This is a genomic window from Streptomyces sp. adm13(2018) (assembly GCF_008042145.1).
Classification (GTDB): Bacteria; Actinomycetota; Actinomycetes; order Streptomycetales; family Streptomycetaceae; genus Streptomyces.
On record NZ_RDBH01000113.1, the window covers coordinates 173,444 to 187,243 of the forward strand.

At 70.5% G+C, this 13,800-nt stretch carries 12 protein-coding genes; 10 read left to right on the forward strand and 2 right to left on the reverse strand.

Going from position 1 to position 13,800, the window contains the following annotated elements:
- A partial coding sequence (locus EAO70_RS10765; RefSeq protein ID WP_148003003.1) for a HEAT repeat domain-containing protein occupies positions 1-396 on the reverse strand: 396 nt, incomplete at its 3' end.
- Positions 397-698: 302 nt separating this feature from the next.
- Here EAO70_RS10765 and EAO70_RS10770 point away from each other — a divergent pair.
- The 9 genes from EAO70_RS10770 to pssA all read left to right on the forward strand — a co-directional run bounded on the left by EAO70_RS10770 (position 699) and on the right by pssA (position 11,698).
- A complete protein-coding gene (locus tag EAO70_RS10770) occupies positions 699-2,480 on the forward strand; it encodes a 3-hydroxyacyl-CoA dehydrogenase family protein (protein ID WP_148002771.1) in 1,782 nt (593 codons plus the stop codon).
- A 115-nt stretch (positions 2,481-2,595) separates the two neighbouring features.
- On the forward strand, positions 2,596-3,438 hold the full coding sequence (locus EAO70_RS10775; RefSeq protein WP_187283837.1) for a TetR family transcriptional regulator: 843 nt from the start codon (positions 2,596-2,598) through the stop codon (positions 3,436-3,438).
- A 453-nt stretch (positions 3,439-3,891) separates the two neighbouring features.
- Positions 3,892-5,229: a crotonyl-CoA carboxylase/reductase gene (gene ccrA / locus EAO70_RS10780; RefSeq protein ID WP_148002773.1), complete on the forward strand. Its 1,338-nt coding sequence runs from the start codon at positions 3,892-3,894 to the stop codon at positions 5,227-5,229.
- Between the two features lie 14 nt (positions 5,230-5,243).
- The gene (locus tag EAO70_RS10785) at positions 5,244-7,265 is read left to right on the forward strand and encodes a protein meaA (RefSeq protein ID WP_148002774.1); all 2,022 of its coding nucleotides are present in this window, start codon (positions 5,244-5,246) and stop codon (positions 7,263-7,265) included.
- Positions 7,262-8,275, forward strand: a complete 1,014-nt coding sequence (locus EAO70_RS10790; RefSeq protein WP_148002775.1) for an HpcH/HpaI aldolase/citrate lyase family protein — start codon at positions 7,262-7,264, stop codon at positions 8,273-8,275. The genes EAO70_RS10785 and EAO70_RS10790 overlap by 4 nt, the downstream gene beginning before the upstream one ends.
- A gap of 5 nt (positions 8,276-8,280) precedes the next feature.
- Entirely contained in the window at positions 8,281-8,805 is a 525-nt protein-coding gene (locus EAO70_RS10795; RefSeq protein ID WP_148002776.1) for a MaoC family dehydratase, read from the forward strand.
- A gap of 2 nt (positions 8,806-8,807) precedes the next feature.
- A complete protein-coding gene (locus tag EAO70_RS10800; RefSeq protein ID WP_148002777.1) occupies positions 8,808-10,013 on the forward strand; it encodes an acyl-CoA dehydrogenase family protein in 1,206 nt (401 codons plus the stop codon).
- A 169-nt stretch (positions 10,014-10,182) separates the two neighbouring features.
- Positions 10,183-10,839, forward strand: coding sequence for a phosphatidylserine decarboxylase (locus tag EAO70_RS10805; RefSeq protein ID WP_148002778.1), 657 nt, complete (start codon positions 10,183-10,185; stop codon positions 10,837-10,839).
- Entirely contained in the window at positions 10,832-11,698 is an 867-nt protein-coding gene (gene pssA, locus EAO70_RS10810) for a CDP-diacylglycerol--serine O-phosphatidyltransferase (protein WP_148003004.1), read from the forward strand. The genes EAO70_RS10805 and pssA overlap by 8 nt, the downstream gene beginning before the upstream one ends.
- A 66-nt stretch (positions 11,699-11,764) precedes the next feature.
- Here the strand turns inward: pssA and EAO70_RS39985 are convergent, their stop codons facing one another.
- Positions 11,765-12,805, reverse strand: a complete 1,041-nt coding sequence (locus tag EAO70_RS39985) for a GNAT family N-acetyltransferase (RefSeq protein ID WP_148002779.1) — start codon at positions 12,803-12,805, stop codon at positions 11,765-11,767.
- Between the two features lie 82 nt (positions 12,806-12,887).
- Here EAO70_RS39985 and EAO70_RS10820 point away from each other — a divergent pair.
- A partial coding sequence (locus EAO70_RS10820) for an NAD(P)-dependent oxidoreductase (RefSeq protein ID WP_315986228.1) occupies positions 12,888-13,800 on the forward strand: 913 nt, incomplete at its 3' end.

Below are 13,800 nucleotides of genomic sequence, written 5' to 3' on the forward strand. Positions count from 1 at the left end.
GGCCCGGAGGGACGTGAGCAGCCGGACCGGCAGCAGGGCGTAGGCGGCGCGGAGTTCGTTGGTCGCGAGGGCGGCGGCCGCGCGGGCGGTGCGGGGGTCGCCGAGCCGGGTCAGGGCGTGGGCGGCGGTGACGCAGCGCTCCGGGTCGCGGTGGTTGAGCAGGAGCACCAGGGCCTCGAAGGCCCGGGGGTCGCCGGTGACGCCGAGGGCGTAGGCCGCGATCTCGCGGGCCCAGAGCGGGCGGCCGGGTGCGGTGAGGACCCGGTGCAGTTCCTCGGGATCCGTGGTTTCCGAGAGTTGTTCGAATGCCGCCGGGACGGTTCCCCCGTCCTTCTCGATCTCGTCCCGCAATCGATCGATCATCGAGCAGAATTCCGGATCCTCGGCGTATTCCATGAATCCGAGCCTATCCGCGATCCAGATCACATTTTCCTCAACTTCCCAGGACTGGCGTGCTCGTTACCCGCCGGTTAGTCTCAGGTGAGCGGGCCACCCCCCGCGCTTCCCACGACGGCCTGGTGACGCAGCCGTTGTGGGTGTTCGTCGGTTCGGCAGTTTCGACGCGATTCCGGGACAGAGTCCGTCGCCCCTTTCTCCAGGGCATCGCCCTTTTCTCCAGGGCAGAGCCCTCGCTCTTTCCGCGCCCTTTCGTGCGCGCACTGCCCTCAGTCGTCACTCTTCCTCTCAGGAGTCCCCTGATGGACACCCCTCTCTCCACCATCGCCGTCGTCGGCCTCGGCACCATGGGCACCGGAATCGCCGATGTCCTGGTCCGCGCCGGCCGCGAGGTCATCGGCATCGACATCAGCGACACCGCCGCCGCCCAGGCCGTCGCCGCCCTGGAGGCCTCCACCGCCCGCGCGGTGGCCCGTGAGCGGATCACCGAGGAGGAGCGGCAGGACGTCCTGGCCCGCTTCCGTACCTTCTCCGACCTCCAGGCTGCCGCCGAGGCCGACCTCGTGATCGAGGTCGTCCCCGAGTCGTACGAGGCGAAGCAGGAGGTGTTCCGGGCGCTCGACGGCGTCGTCCGCCCCGGCACGATCATCGCCACCGGCACGAACGCGCTCTCCGTCACCCGGCTCGCCGCCGACTCGGCCCACCCGGAGCGGGTCCTCGGCCTGCACTTCTTCACCCCGGTCCAGGCCATGAAGCTGGTCGAGGTGGTCTCCTCCGTGCTGACCGACCCGCGGGCCGTCGAGGCGGTCACGCGGCTCGCCCTCGACCTCGGCAAGGAGCCGGTGGCGGTCGGCGACCGGGCCGGCTTCATCGCGGACGGGCTGCTCTTCGGCTACCTGAACCAGGCCGCCGCCATGTACGAGGCCAAGTACGCCTCCCGCGAGGACATCGACGCCGCCATGAAGCTGGGCTGCGGCCTGCCGATGGGCCCGCTGGCGCTGCTCGACCTGATCGGCGTCGACACGGCCCGTACGGTCCTGGAGGCCATGTACGCGGACTCCCACGACCGGCTGCACGCCCCCGCCCCGATCCTCAAGCAGCTCAGCGAGGCGGGACTGACCGGCCGCAAGTCGGGCCGCGGCTTCTACACGTACGCGGCGCCGGGCTCCGGCGAGGTGGTGCGGGACGCACTGACGCCGCTGGGCTCCGCCGAGGCCTCCGCGGGCCGCGAGATCCGCTCGGTCGGCGTCGCCGGCTCGGGCACCATGGCCTCCGGCATCGCCGAGGTCTTCGCCAAGGCCGGCTACCAGGTCGTCCTCGCCGCCCGCTCCCAGGAGAAGGCGGACACGGCGAAGGCCCGCATCGCCACGTCGCTGGCCCGCTCCGTCGACAAGGGCCGTATGACGGGCGAGGCGCGCGACGCCACGCTGGCCCTGATCACCCCCGCGGGCACGCTGGACGCCTTCGCCGACGTCGACCTGGCCCTGGAGGCGGTCGCCGAGGACCTGGAGGTCAAGCAGGAGCTGTTCGCGCGGCTCGACAAGATCTGCAAGCCGGGCGCGGTACTCGCCACCACGACCTCCTCGCTGCCGGTCGTGGCCTGCGCCCGCGCCACCTCGCGCCCGCAGGACGTCATCGGGATGCACTTCTTCAACCCGGCGCCGGCCATGAAGCTGGTCGAGATCGTCCGTACCGTGCTGACCGGCGACGACGTCCACGCCACCGTCCGCGAGGTCACCACGAGGATCCGCAAGCACCCGGTGGACTGCGGCGACCGGGCCGGCTTCATCGTGAACGCGCTGCTCTTCCCGTACCTGAACAACGCGATCAAGATGGTCCAGGAGCACTACGCGACGCTGGACGACATCGACGCCGCGATGAAGCTGGGCGGCGGCTACCCCATGGGGCCGTTCGAACTCCTCGACGTGGTCGGCCTGGACGTGTCGCTCGCGATCGAGCAGGTGCTGCACCGGGAGTTCCGCGACCCGGGCCTGGCCCCGGCCCCGCTCCTGGAGCACCTGGTGGCGGCGGGCTGCCTGGGCCGCAAGACGGGGCGCGGCTTCCGCGAATATGCCCGACGCTGAGCCGGGAGCGGCCGGCTGGGGCGGTCTGCTGAGCCCTCCGGGCACCGTCGGTGTCCCGGGGGGCTCCCCGCCCCCACCTGGGCACACTCCCCCTCCGATGCAGTACGTTCGGACCATGCCCAAGGCCGCGAAGACACCCCGTGCCACGTCCCCGTCCGACGCTCCGGAGAGCGCGGCGGGCACTCGTGCCGCCGCGCAGCGGCTCAAGATGCGCCGGGAACTCGCCACGGCCGCGATGGAGCTCTTCGCGAGCAAGGGGTACGAGGCCACGACGGTCGACGAGATCGCGGCCCGGGCCGGGGTCGCGCGGCGGACCTTCTTCCGGCACTTCCGGTCCAAGGAAGAGGCGATCTTCCCCGACCACGACGACACCCTGGTGCGTGCGGAGGCCGTGCTGAACGCGGCCCCGCCGCACGAGCACCCGCTCGACACGGTGTGCCGGGGCATCAAGGAGGTCATGAAGATGTACGCGGGGTCGCCCGCGGTCTCCGTGGAGCGCTACCGGCTCACGCGTGAGGTGCCGACCCTACGGGAGCGGGAGATCGCCTCGGTGGCCCGCTACGAGCGGCTGTTCACCCGCTATCTCCTGGGCCACTTCGACGAGCGCGACCACCACGACGGCAACGACGACCCGCTGCTCGCCGAGGTGGCGGCCTCCGCGGTCGTCACGGCCCACAACCACGTGCTGCGCCGCTGGCTGCGGGCGGGCGGCCGGGGCGACGTGGAGGCCCAGCTGGACCACGCCTTCGCGATCGTCCGGGAGACCTTCGGCTCGGGCATAGGCGCGGGCCGCCCGGCCCCCTCCTCGTCCTCCTCGTCGTCGTCCCCCGCGGCCCCGGAGCCGGCGCCGGTCGTCCGGTCCTCGACCGCGGGCGACGTGGTGGTCGCCGTGGCACGGACGGACGCACCGCTCGACGAGGTCATGCGCACGATCCAGCAGGCCCTGACGAAGGGCTGACCGGAAGTCCGGTCCCCCCGGGGGTCCGCCCCCTCATGTGCGACCCGCACTCCGCACGACGAAGGCCGCCCCTCTTCCGGGGCGGCCTTCGTCGTGTCGTCCGAGGCGGTCTTCGACCGTTTTGACCTGCGATTCGATCGATCATCGCTCACATGTGACCGGCAGATTGCATATGAGTGAAATTGTTGGCACCCAGTGCCTTGTCACGTGACACGGCGTGCCATACGTTGAAGGTGTCCGGGCGGTCGGCGCGCAGAGGTCTCCTCGTGCGCCGGCTGTCCCCACAAGCGATCGTGATTGTGCGCCCGGACGCCTGCGTCACAGGCACCCACCGCGCCCACCCGGCGCAGCCGCACCACCCCCGCCGAACCGACGGCACACCTCCACAGCAGCAGCCCCAGACGTAACCCCCAGCGCGTCCCCCTCAGACGCCGCACCGCCGGAGGCAACCCCGTGAAGGACATCCTGGACGCGATCCAGTCCTCGGACTCCACGTCCGCCGACTTCGCGAACATCCCGCTCCCCGAGTCGTACCGCGCCATCACCGTCCACAAGGACGAGGCGGAGATGTTCGCCGGGCTCGAGAGCCGCGACAAGGACCCGCGCAAGTCGCTGCACCTCGACAACGTGCCGCTGCCCGAGCTCGGCCCGGGCGAGGCCCTGGTCGCGGTCATGGCCAGCTCCGTGAACTACAACTCGGTCTGGACCTCGATCTTCGAGCCGGTCTCCACCTTCGGCTTCCTGGAGCGCTACGGCCGGCTCAGCGACCTCAGCAAGCGCCACGACCTCCCGTACCACGTCATCGGCTCCGACCTCGCGGGCGTCGTGCTCCGCACCGGCCCCGGCGTGAACTCGTGGAAGCCCGGCGACGAGGTCGTCGCCCACTGCCTCTCGGTCGAGCTGGAGTCCTCGGACGGCCACAACGACACGATGCTCGACCCCGAGCAGCGCATCTGGGGCTTCGAGACCAACTTCGGCGGCCTCGCGGAGATCGCGCTCGTCAAGTCGAACCAGCTGATGCCGAAGCCCGACCACCTGAGCTGGGAGGAGGCGGCGTCCCCGGGCCTCGTCAACTCCACCGCCTACCGCCAGCTGGTCTCCCGCAACGGCGCCGGCATGAAGCAGGGCGACAACGTCCTCATCTGGGGCGCGAGCGGCGGCCTCGGCTCGTACGCCACGCAGTTCGCCCTGGCCGGCGGCGCCAACCCGATCTGTGTCGTCTCCTCCCCGGAGAAGGCCGACATCTGCCGGGCGATGGGCGCCGACGCGGTCATCGACCGCAACGCCGAGGGCTACAGGTTCTGGAAGGACGAGCAGACCCAGGACCCGAAGGAGTGGAAGCGCTTCGGCAAGCGCATCCGCGAGCTCACCGGCGGCGAGGACATCGACATCGTCTTCGAGCACCCGGGCCGCGAGACCTTCGGCGCCAGCGTCTACGTCACCCGCAAGGGCGGCACCATCACCACCTGCGCCTCCACCTCGGGCTACATGCACGAGTACGACAACCGCTACCTGTGGATGTCCCTCAAGCGCATCATCGGCTCCCACTTCGCCAACTACCGCGAGGCCTGGGAGGCCAACCGCCTCATCGCCAAGGGCAAGATCCACCCCACCCTGTCGAAGGTGTACTCCCTGGAGGACACGGGCCAGGCCGCCTACGACGTCCACCGCAACCTGCACCAGGGCAAGGTCGGCGTCCTCGCGCTCGCTCCCGAGGAGGGCCTCGGCGTCCGCAACCCGGAGCTGCGCGCCCAGCACATCGACGCCATCAACCGCTTCCGCAACATCTGAACCCGGGACGACAGATGACTGAGCGCCAGAAGGACCGGCCGTGGCTCATGCGGACGTACGCCGGTCACTCGACCGCCGAAGCGTCCAACGAGCTGTACCGGCGCAACCTCGCCAAGGGTCAGACCGGCCTCTCGGTCGCGTTCGACCTGCCGACGCAGACCGGGTACGACCCCGACCACATCCTCGCCCGCGGCGAGGTCGGCCGGGTCGGCGTCCCCGTCTCGCACCTCGGCGACATGCGCCGGCTGTTCCAGGACATCCCCCTGGACCAGATGAACACCTCGATGACCATCAACGCGACGGCGATGTGGCTCCTGGCGCTCTACCAGGTGGTCGCCGAGGAGCAGGGGGCGGACGTCACCCGGCTCCAGGGCACCACCCAGAACGACATCGTGAAGGAGTACCTGTCGCGCGGGACGCACGTCTTCCCGCCCGGCCCCTCCCTCCGCCTCACGACGGACATGATCACCTACACGGTGAACAACATCCCGAAGTGGAACCCGATCAACATCTGCAGCTACCACCTGCAGGAGGCCGGGGCCACTCCGGTCCAGGAGATCTCGTACGCGATGTCCACCGCGATCGCCGTGCTCGACGCGGTGTTCGCCTCGGGCCAGGTCCCCGAGGACCGGAAGGGCGAGGTCGTCGCCCGCATCTCCTTCTTCGTGAACGCGGGCGTCCGCTTCATCGAGGAGATGTGCAAGATGCGCGCCTTCGGCCGCATCTGGGACCAGATCACCCGCGAGCGGTACGGCATCGAGAACGAGAAGCAGCGCCGGTTCCGCTACGGCGTGCAGGTCAACTCGCTCGGCCTCACCGAGGCCCAGCCGGAGAACAACGTCCAGCGGATCGTCCTGGAGATGCTGGCCGTCACCCTCTCCAAGGACGCCCGCGCCCGCGCCGTGCAGCTGCCCGCCTGGAACGAGGCCCTCGGCCTGCCCCGGCCGTGGGACCAGCAGTGGTCGCTCCGCATCCAGCAGGTGCTCGCCCACGAGTCCGACCTGCTGGAGTACGAGGACATCTTCGCCGGTTCGCACGTCATCGAGGCCAAGGTCGACTCGCTCGTCGAGGAGTGCCTGGCCGAGATCGCGCGGATCCAGGAGATGGGCGGCGCGATGGCCGCCGTCGAGTCCGGCTACCTCAAGTCGCAGCTCGTCTCCTCCCACGCCGAGCGGCGCGCCCGGATCGAGGCCGGCGACGAGAAGATCATCGGCGTCAACATCTTCGAGGCGACCGAGGAGAACCCCCTCACCGCCGATCTGGACACCGCCATCATGACGGTGGACCCGGCGAACGAGGCGCGCGTGGTCGACGCCCTCCACCAGTGGCGCGACAACCGCGACGAGACCCGCGCCCAGGAATCCCTGGCGACGCTGAAGGCGACGGCTGCCGGCGACGGCAACCTCTTCGCCGCCACCCTGGAGTGCGCGCGTGCGGGCGTCACCACCGGGGAGTGGTCCTGGGCGCTGCGGGACGTCTTCGGCGAGTTCCGCGCCCCCACGGGCGTGTCCTCGGCTCCGGTCGCGGTCACGGCCGAGGCGGGCACCCCGCTTGCCCTGGTACGGGACAAGGTGGCGCGGACCGCCGAGGAGATGGGCGTCGGGCGGCTGCGGCTGCTCGTCGGGAAGCCGGGCCTGGACGGCCACTCCAACGGGGCCGAGCAGATCGCGGTACGCGCGCGTGACGCCGGTTTCGAGGTGGTCTACCAGGGCATCCGGCTGACGCCCGAGCAGATCGTGAGCGCGGCCCTCGCGGAGGACGTGCACTGCGTGGGCCTGTCGATCCTCTCCGGTTCGCACGCCGAGCTGGTGCCGGACGTCCTCGACCGGCTGCGCGAGGCGGGTGCGAACGACGTGCCGGTCATCGTCGGCGGGATCATCCCGAACGCCGACGCCGCAGAACTGAAGCGTGCGGGTGTGGCCGCCGTCTTCACGCCGAAGGACTTCGGCATCACGGAGATCATCGGACGTATCGTCGACGAGATCCGGACAGCGAACAAGCTCCACCCCCTCGAAAGTACGGAGGTCCCCGCATGACCGCCCACCCGTCGCCCACCACCCTTGCCGGAAGCGGCTCCGCCGCAGCAGCTTCCTTCAACCGGCTCCGGCCCCGCCGCTCCTGCCTCGCGGTTCCCGGTTCCAACCCGCGCTTCCTGGAGAAGGCCCAGGGCCTCGCGGCCGACCAGGTCTTCCTGGACCTGGAGGACGCGTGCGCCCCGCTGGCCAAGCCCGAGGCCCGGCACACCATCGTGAAGTTCCTGAACGAGGGCGACTGGACCGGCAAGACCCGTGTCGTCCGCGTCAACGACTGGACGACCCACTGGACGTACCGCGACGTCGTCACGGTCGTCGAGGGCGCCGGCCAGAACCTCGACTGCATCATGCTGCCGAAGGTCCAGGACGCCCAGCAGATCGTGGCGCTCGACCTGCTGCTGACGCAGATCGAGAAGACGATGGGCTTCGAGGTCGGCAAGATCGGCATCGAGGCGCAGATCGAGAACGCCCAGGGGCTGACCCAGGTCAACGCGATCGCGCAGGCCTCCCAGCGCGTCGAGACGATCATCTTCGGCCCGGCCGACTTCATGGCCTCCATCAACATGAAGTCGCTGGTCGTGGGCGAGCAGCCGCCCGGCTACCCGGCGGACGCGTACCACCACATCCTGATGAGCATCCTGATGGCCGCCCGCGCCAACAACCTCCAGGCGATCGACGGCCCGTACCTCCAGATCCGCAACCAGGAGGGCTACAAGGCCGTCGCGCAGCGCGCCGCCGCCCTCGGTTTCGACGGCAAGTGGGTGCTGCACCCGGACCAGGTCGCCGCCGCGAACGAGATCTTCTCGCCCTCGCAGGAGGACTACGACCACGCCGAGCTGATCCTCGACGCGTACGACTACTACACGTCCGAGGCCGGCGGGAAGAAGGGCTCCGCGATGCTCGGCGACGAGATGATCGACGAGGCCTCCCGCAAGATGGCCCTGGTCATCTCCGGCAAGGGCCGCGCCGCCGGCATGCAGCGCACCAGCAAGTTCGAGATCCCGGAGGCCTGATCCCGATGCAGTTCGGCCGAACCTACGAAGAGTTCGAAGTCGGTGCCGTGTACAAGCACTGGCCCGGGAAGACGGTCACCGAGTACGACGACCACCTCTTCTGTCTGCTGACGATGAACCACCATCCGCTGCACATGGATGTGAACTACGCCGAGAACACGACGGACTTCGGCAAGAACGTCGTCGTCGGCAACTACATCTACTCCCTCCTGCTCGGCATGTCCGTGCCGGACGTCTCCGGCAAGGCCATCGCCAACCTGGAGATCGAGTCGCTGCGGCACGTGGCGCCGACCTTCCACGGCGACACGATCTACGGCGAGACCACGGTCCTCGACAAGACCCCGTCGAGGTCGAAGAACGACCGCGGCATCGTCCACGTCGAGACCAAGGGCTACAAGCAGGACGGCACCCTCGTGTGCGTCTTCCGCCGCAAGGTGATGGTCCCCACCGAGACGTACATCAAGGAGCGCGGCGGCGAGCAGCCCGGCCGCCCCCAGCTGATCGAGCCCGCCAAGAAGACGGAGAAGTAGCCATGGCCCGACTCGCCCAGACCGCCGGGCTCACGGACGTCCAGCAGGAGATCCTCAAGACCGTCCGGGAGTTCGTCGACAAGGAGATCATTCCGGTCGCGACCGAGCTGGAGCACCGCGACGAGTACCCCCAGCAGATCGTCGACGGGCTCAAGGAGCTCGGCCTCTTCGGTCTGATGATCCCCGAGGAGTACGGGGGCCTGGGCGAGTCGCTCCTCACCTACGCGCTGTGCGTGGAGGAGATCGCCCGTGGCTGGATGTCGGTCTCCGGCATCATCAACACGCACTTCATCGTGGCGTACATGCTGAAGCAGCACGGCACGCAGGAGCAGAAGGACTACTTCCTGCCGCGGATGGCGGCCGGCGAGACGCGCGGCGCGTTCTCGATGTCGGAGCCGGCGCTCGGCTCGGACGTGTCGGCCATCACCTCCAAGGCGGTGCGGGACGGCGAGGAGTACGTCCTCAACGGCCAGAAGATGTGGCTGACGAACGGCGGGACGTCGACGCTGGTGGCCGTTCTCGTCCGAAGTGACGAAGGACACCCGGAGGGCACCGCCCCCCACAAGTCGATGACGACCTTCCTCGTCGAGAAGGAGCCCGGTTTCGGAGAGGTCCGCCCCGGCCTCACCATCCCCGGGAAGATCGACAAGATGGGGTACAAGGGCGTCGACACGACCGAACTCATCATGGACGGACTACGCATTCCGGCCAATCGGGTCCTCGGCGGCGTCACCGGCCGAGGGTTTTACCAAATGATGGACGGCGTCGAGGTGGGCCGCGTCAATGTGGCGGCCCGTGGTTGCGGCGTCGCGCAGCGTGCTTTCGAACTCGGTGTCTCGTACGCCCAGCAACGCCACACTTTCGGCAAGGCGATCGCCCAGCACCAGGCGATTCAGTTCAAGCTGGCCGAGATGGCTACCAAGGTCGAGGCCGCTCATGCCATGATGGTGAACGCGGCACGCAAAAAGGACTCCGGGGAACGAAACGACCTCGAAGCAGGGATGGCGAAGTACCTCGCCTCCGAGTACTGCAAGGAGGTCGTCGAGGACGCCTTCCGCATTCACGGCGGGTACGGCTTCTCCAAGGAGTACGAGATCGAGCGTCTCTACCGCGAGGCGCCGATGCTGCTCATCGGTGAAGGTACCGCCGAGATCCAGAAAATGATCATTGGTCGCCGGCTGCTCGAGGAGTACCGGTTCCAGGGTTGATTGTCGGATTTGGGCCGATTCGGCCGCGAAGAAGATCACACCCTGTGTTCGTCTTCCGGCCGTCGACTCGGTTCCTGGCTTACCCAGTTGCGCCCCGCAACCGATAGCATCGAGGGAAAGCCGCCGTCCCCCGTTGCCAGTGCGGCATCATCCGCTACGAAGGTCATCCATGCCCCACAGCCAAACCTCTGCACACCGCGACAGCCTCCAGGGCGTACGCCTCGCGCGCGGAGCATCGCCGTGGCTTCTGCCGACCGTCGCCACCGCGGCGCTCAGCCTCGTGCGCGCGCGCAAGTCGAGGCGGGCCGCGGCCATCGCCGTGCCGACCACCGCGCTCGCGGCCGGCATGCTGTGGTTCTTCCGCGACCCCGAACGCGAGATCGCTCCGGGCCGGGTCATCTCCCCCGCCGACGGTGTGGTGCAGAGCATCATGCCGTGGAAGGACGGGCGCACCCGGGTCGCGATCTTCATGAGCCCGCTGAACGTCCACGTCAACCGCGCGCCGCTGGCCGGCACCGTGACGTCCGTGGAGCACGTTCCCGGCGGGTTCGTGCCGGCGTTCAACAAGGAGAGCGAGAACAACGAGCGCGTTGTCTGGCACTTCGACACCGAGCTCGGTGACATCGAGATGGTCCAGATCGCGGGCGCCGTCGCCCGGCGGATCGTGCCGTACATCCCGCAGGGGACGAAGGTCGAGCAGGGTGACCGTATCGGTCTGATCCGCTTCGGCTCGCGCGTCGACATCTATCTCCCCGAGGGTGTCGAGGTCGCCGTCGAGGTCGGCCAGGCCACCACAGCGGGGGTGACTCGCATTGACCGTGATTGATCCCGACACACATGCCGGCGACTGGGTCGCCGGCGACGACACGGACGCGGCCGACGAGGCCGAGGACATGCCGCTGTCGCTGAGGCTGTCCATAGCGGACGCCCTGACGCTCGGTAACGCCACGTGCGGATTCATGGCGGTGTACTTCACCACCACGGGCATCCTCATCCCGCACCTGACGGGCAGCACGGAGACCGGCATGGCGCGCAACAGCGCCGCCACCGCCGTCATCCTGATGCTCGCCGCGGCGATCTTCGACCTCTTCGACGGGATCGTGGCGCGCAAGCTGCGCTCGTCGCCGATGGGCGCCGAGCTCGACAACCTCTCGGACCTGATCAGCTTCGGTCTGGCCCCGGCCTACTTCGTGCTCGTGTACGGGATGGTCGCGGACGACGCGCAGCAGAAGGTCTCGGCGGTGGCCGCGATCGTGGTGCTGCTCGCGGTGGTGCTGCGGCTTGCCAGGTTCTCCTGCGTGACCATGAAGGACGGCATGTTCCAGGGCATGCCGAGCCCCTTCGGCGCGCTGACGGTCGTCTCGATCGTGCTTCTGGAGCTGCCGTTCATCCCGACGCTCCTGGCGATCATCGGGGTCGCCTGGCTGATGGTGAGCCGGGTCGAGTACCCCAAGCCGCGGGGCGTCCTCGCGGTGGCGATGCTCAGCTGGATCGTCGGCGCGATGGGCATGCTGGCGGCCTGGGCGTTCGATGCCCCGGGCGGCCAGTTCCTGCTCCAGACCGGGTGCGCGCTCCAGGTCGTGATGGGCGCCGTGATCCCCCTCTTCGCGACGGCCCGCCGGGTGAACACCTTCCGCGGCAACCGGCGCGAGAGCCGGGAGGCGCGGGCGGCGCAGACGCCGTAGCGCGGGACACGTACAGCACGGGAAGGGCCCCGGAGGCGATCGCCTCCGGGGCCCTTCCCGTTCCCCTCAGCCGAGGCGCTTGTAGTAGAGCGTGGTGGCGCGCAGGACGCCGGACGGGTCGGCCGCGTAGTCCGGGACGGTGCCGGCGGCCGTCCAGCCCGTGGCCCGGTAGAGGCGCTCGGCTGGGCTGCCGGTCTGGGTGTCCAGGACGAGCAGGCCGAGGCCGGTGGCGGCGGCCCGGGCCTCGGCCGCGCCCAGCAGCCGGCGGGCGAGGCCGCGGCCCCGGGCCGAGCGGTGCACCAGGAGGCGGGCGATCTCACCGCGGTGCCTGCCGTTGGCGGCGCCGGCGCGGACCAGGGTGACGACACCCGTGAGGCTCCCGTCGGGTCCGTGGGCCGCCCAGACGTCCCGTACGCCCCGGTCGGCCTCCTCGGCGACGCCCGTCCACCAGGCGGCCGCCTCGTCGGCCGCCAGGGGGCTCAGGAAGCCGACGGAGGCGCCGGAGTCGACGGCGTCGAGGAGGAGGGCGCTGAGGCCGCCGGCGGCGTGCGCGCGGACCGCGTCGGGGGTGAGCAGCTCGATCGGGTCGTCGGCAGTCGGGCGCGCGGCCCGCTCCGGACGGTCCCGCAGCGGCTTCTCCAGGCAGAGGAGGTCGGGCCGCGCGTCCCAGGTGGCGACGGTCTCGAAGCCGAGGCTGCGGTAGAGGGCGAGCGGCTCCTGCCGCCAGTTCCACACGGTGAGGCGTACGGCGGGGGCGCCGGAGGCCGCCGCCCGGCGCAGCGCCTCGGCCATGAGGGCCCTCGCGAGCCCCTGGCGGCGGGCCTCGGGCGTGACCCAGAGCCGCTTGATCTCGGGGGCCCGGTCCCCGTGCGCGGCCTTGAGGACGACACAGGCGGCCGGGAGGGCGTGGCCGGGCGGGGTGGCGAGCAGGACCGTGTCGGCGGTGAAGGCGGCGGCCGGGTCGTCGACCTCGCCGCGGTATACGGCCGGCAGTCCGGCGACGGCCGCCGCGGGCGTGCCCTTCTCGGCCTGGTTGGCCAGGTGGTAGGCCCCCAGCAGGTCGGGGAGACGCGGGTGGGAGCGGTCCTCCACGATCGATGCGTTCATGGGACCGAGCTTCACACCACGTTGTTTCGTCGGTGTGACGTTCTGGGACGAGGCCCCGGGTCGACGTCCTAGGCTGTGGATCATGCGTGTACTCGTCGCGGGCGCCACGGGCGCCGTGGGCCGTCAGCTGGTGCCGCTCCTGGAGGGGGCCGGGCACGAGGTGGTGGGGATCTCGCGGCGCGGGCCGCGTCCGGTGGACGTGCTGGACGCCGGGGCCGTGCGCCGGGCGGTGGCCGAGGCCGCGCCGGACGCGGTGGTCCACCAGCTGACGGACCTCGGGGACGCCGACGGCGCCGCGAACAACCGGATCAGGACCGAGGGCACGCGGAACCTGGTGGACGCGGCGCGGGCGGCCGGGGTGCGGCGGATCGTCGCGCAGTCGATCAGCTGGGCGTACGCCCCCGGGGAGGGTCCGGCGGACGAGTCCGTGCCGCTCGATCCGACCCGGGAGGAGCCGAGGTCCCGGATCGTCGCGGGCGTGCGGGCCCTGGAGTCCGCGGTGGCCGAGCTGCCGGAGGCCGTGGTCCTGCGGTACGGGATCCTCTACGGCCCCGGCACCTGGTACGCCCCCGGGGGCGCCGTGGCCGCGGCGCTCGCCGGGGATCCGGCGGCCCGGTTCCTCGGGAGCCTGGCGGCCGACGACGCGGTGAGCTCCTTCGTACACGTCGCCGATGCCGCCGAGGCGGCCGTACGGGCTCTCGCGTGGCCCCCGGGCGCGTACAACGTGGTCGACGACGAGACCGGCAGCCCGGCCGGACCTGGCTGCCGGTCCTCGCGGAGGCCCTGGGCGTCCCGGCCCCGGCGTCGGGCACGGGTGGGGCGCCCTGGGCCCGGGGCGCGGCGAACGGCCGGGCCCGGGCCCTGGGCTGGATCCCGGCCCGCCCGTCCTGGCGGACGGGCTTCGGGGGCCGGGATCCAGCCCAGGGCCCCTGGGCTGGATCCCGGCCCGCCCGTCCTGGCGGACGGGCTTCGGGGGCCGGGATCCAGCCCAGGGC

Excerpts from the sequence above, each read along its gene's own strand:
- EAO70_RS39985 (WP_148002779.1), bottom strand. The coding sequence starts at position 12,805 with ATGAACGCATCGATCGTGGAGGACCGCTCCCACCCGCGTCTCCCCGAC.
- EAO70_RS10800 (WP_148002777.1), top strand. The coding sequence starts at position 8,808 with ATGGCCCGACTCGCCCAGACCGCCGGGCTCACGGACGTCCAGCAGGAG.
- EAO70_RS10775 (WP_187283837.1), top strand. The coding sequence starts at position 2,596 with ATGCCCAAGGCCGCGAAGACACCCCGTGCCACGTCCCCGTCCGACGCT.
- EAO70_RS10805 (WP_148002778.1), top strand. The coding sequence starts at position 10,183 with ATGCCCCACAGCCAAACCTCTGCACACCGCGACAGCCTCCAGGGCGTA.
- EAO70_RS10795 (WP_148002776.1), top strand. The coding sequence starts at position 8,281 with ATGCAGTTCGGCCGAACCTACGAAGAGTTCGAAGTCGGTGCCGTGTAC.
- EAO70_RS10770 (WP_148002771.1), top strand. The coding sequence starts at position 699 with ATGGACACCCCTCTCTCCACCATCGCCGTCGTCGGCCTCGGCACCATG.
- EAO70_RS10785 (WP_148002774.1), top strand. The coding sequence starts at position 5,244 with ATGACTGAGCGCCAGAAGGACCGGCCGTGGCTCATGCGGACGTACGCC.
- EAO70_RS10790 (WP_148002775.1), top strand. The coding sequence starts at position 7,262 with ATGACCGCCCACCCGTCGCCCACCACCCTTGCCGGAAGCGGCTCCGCC.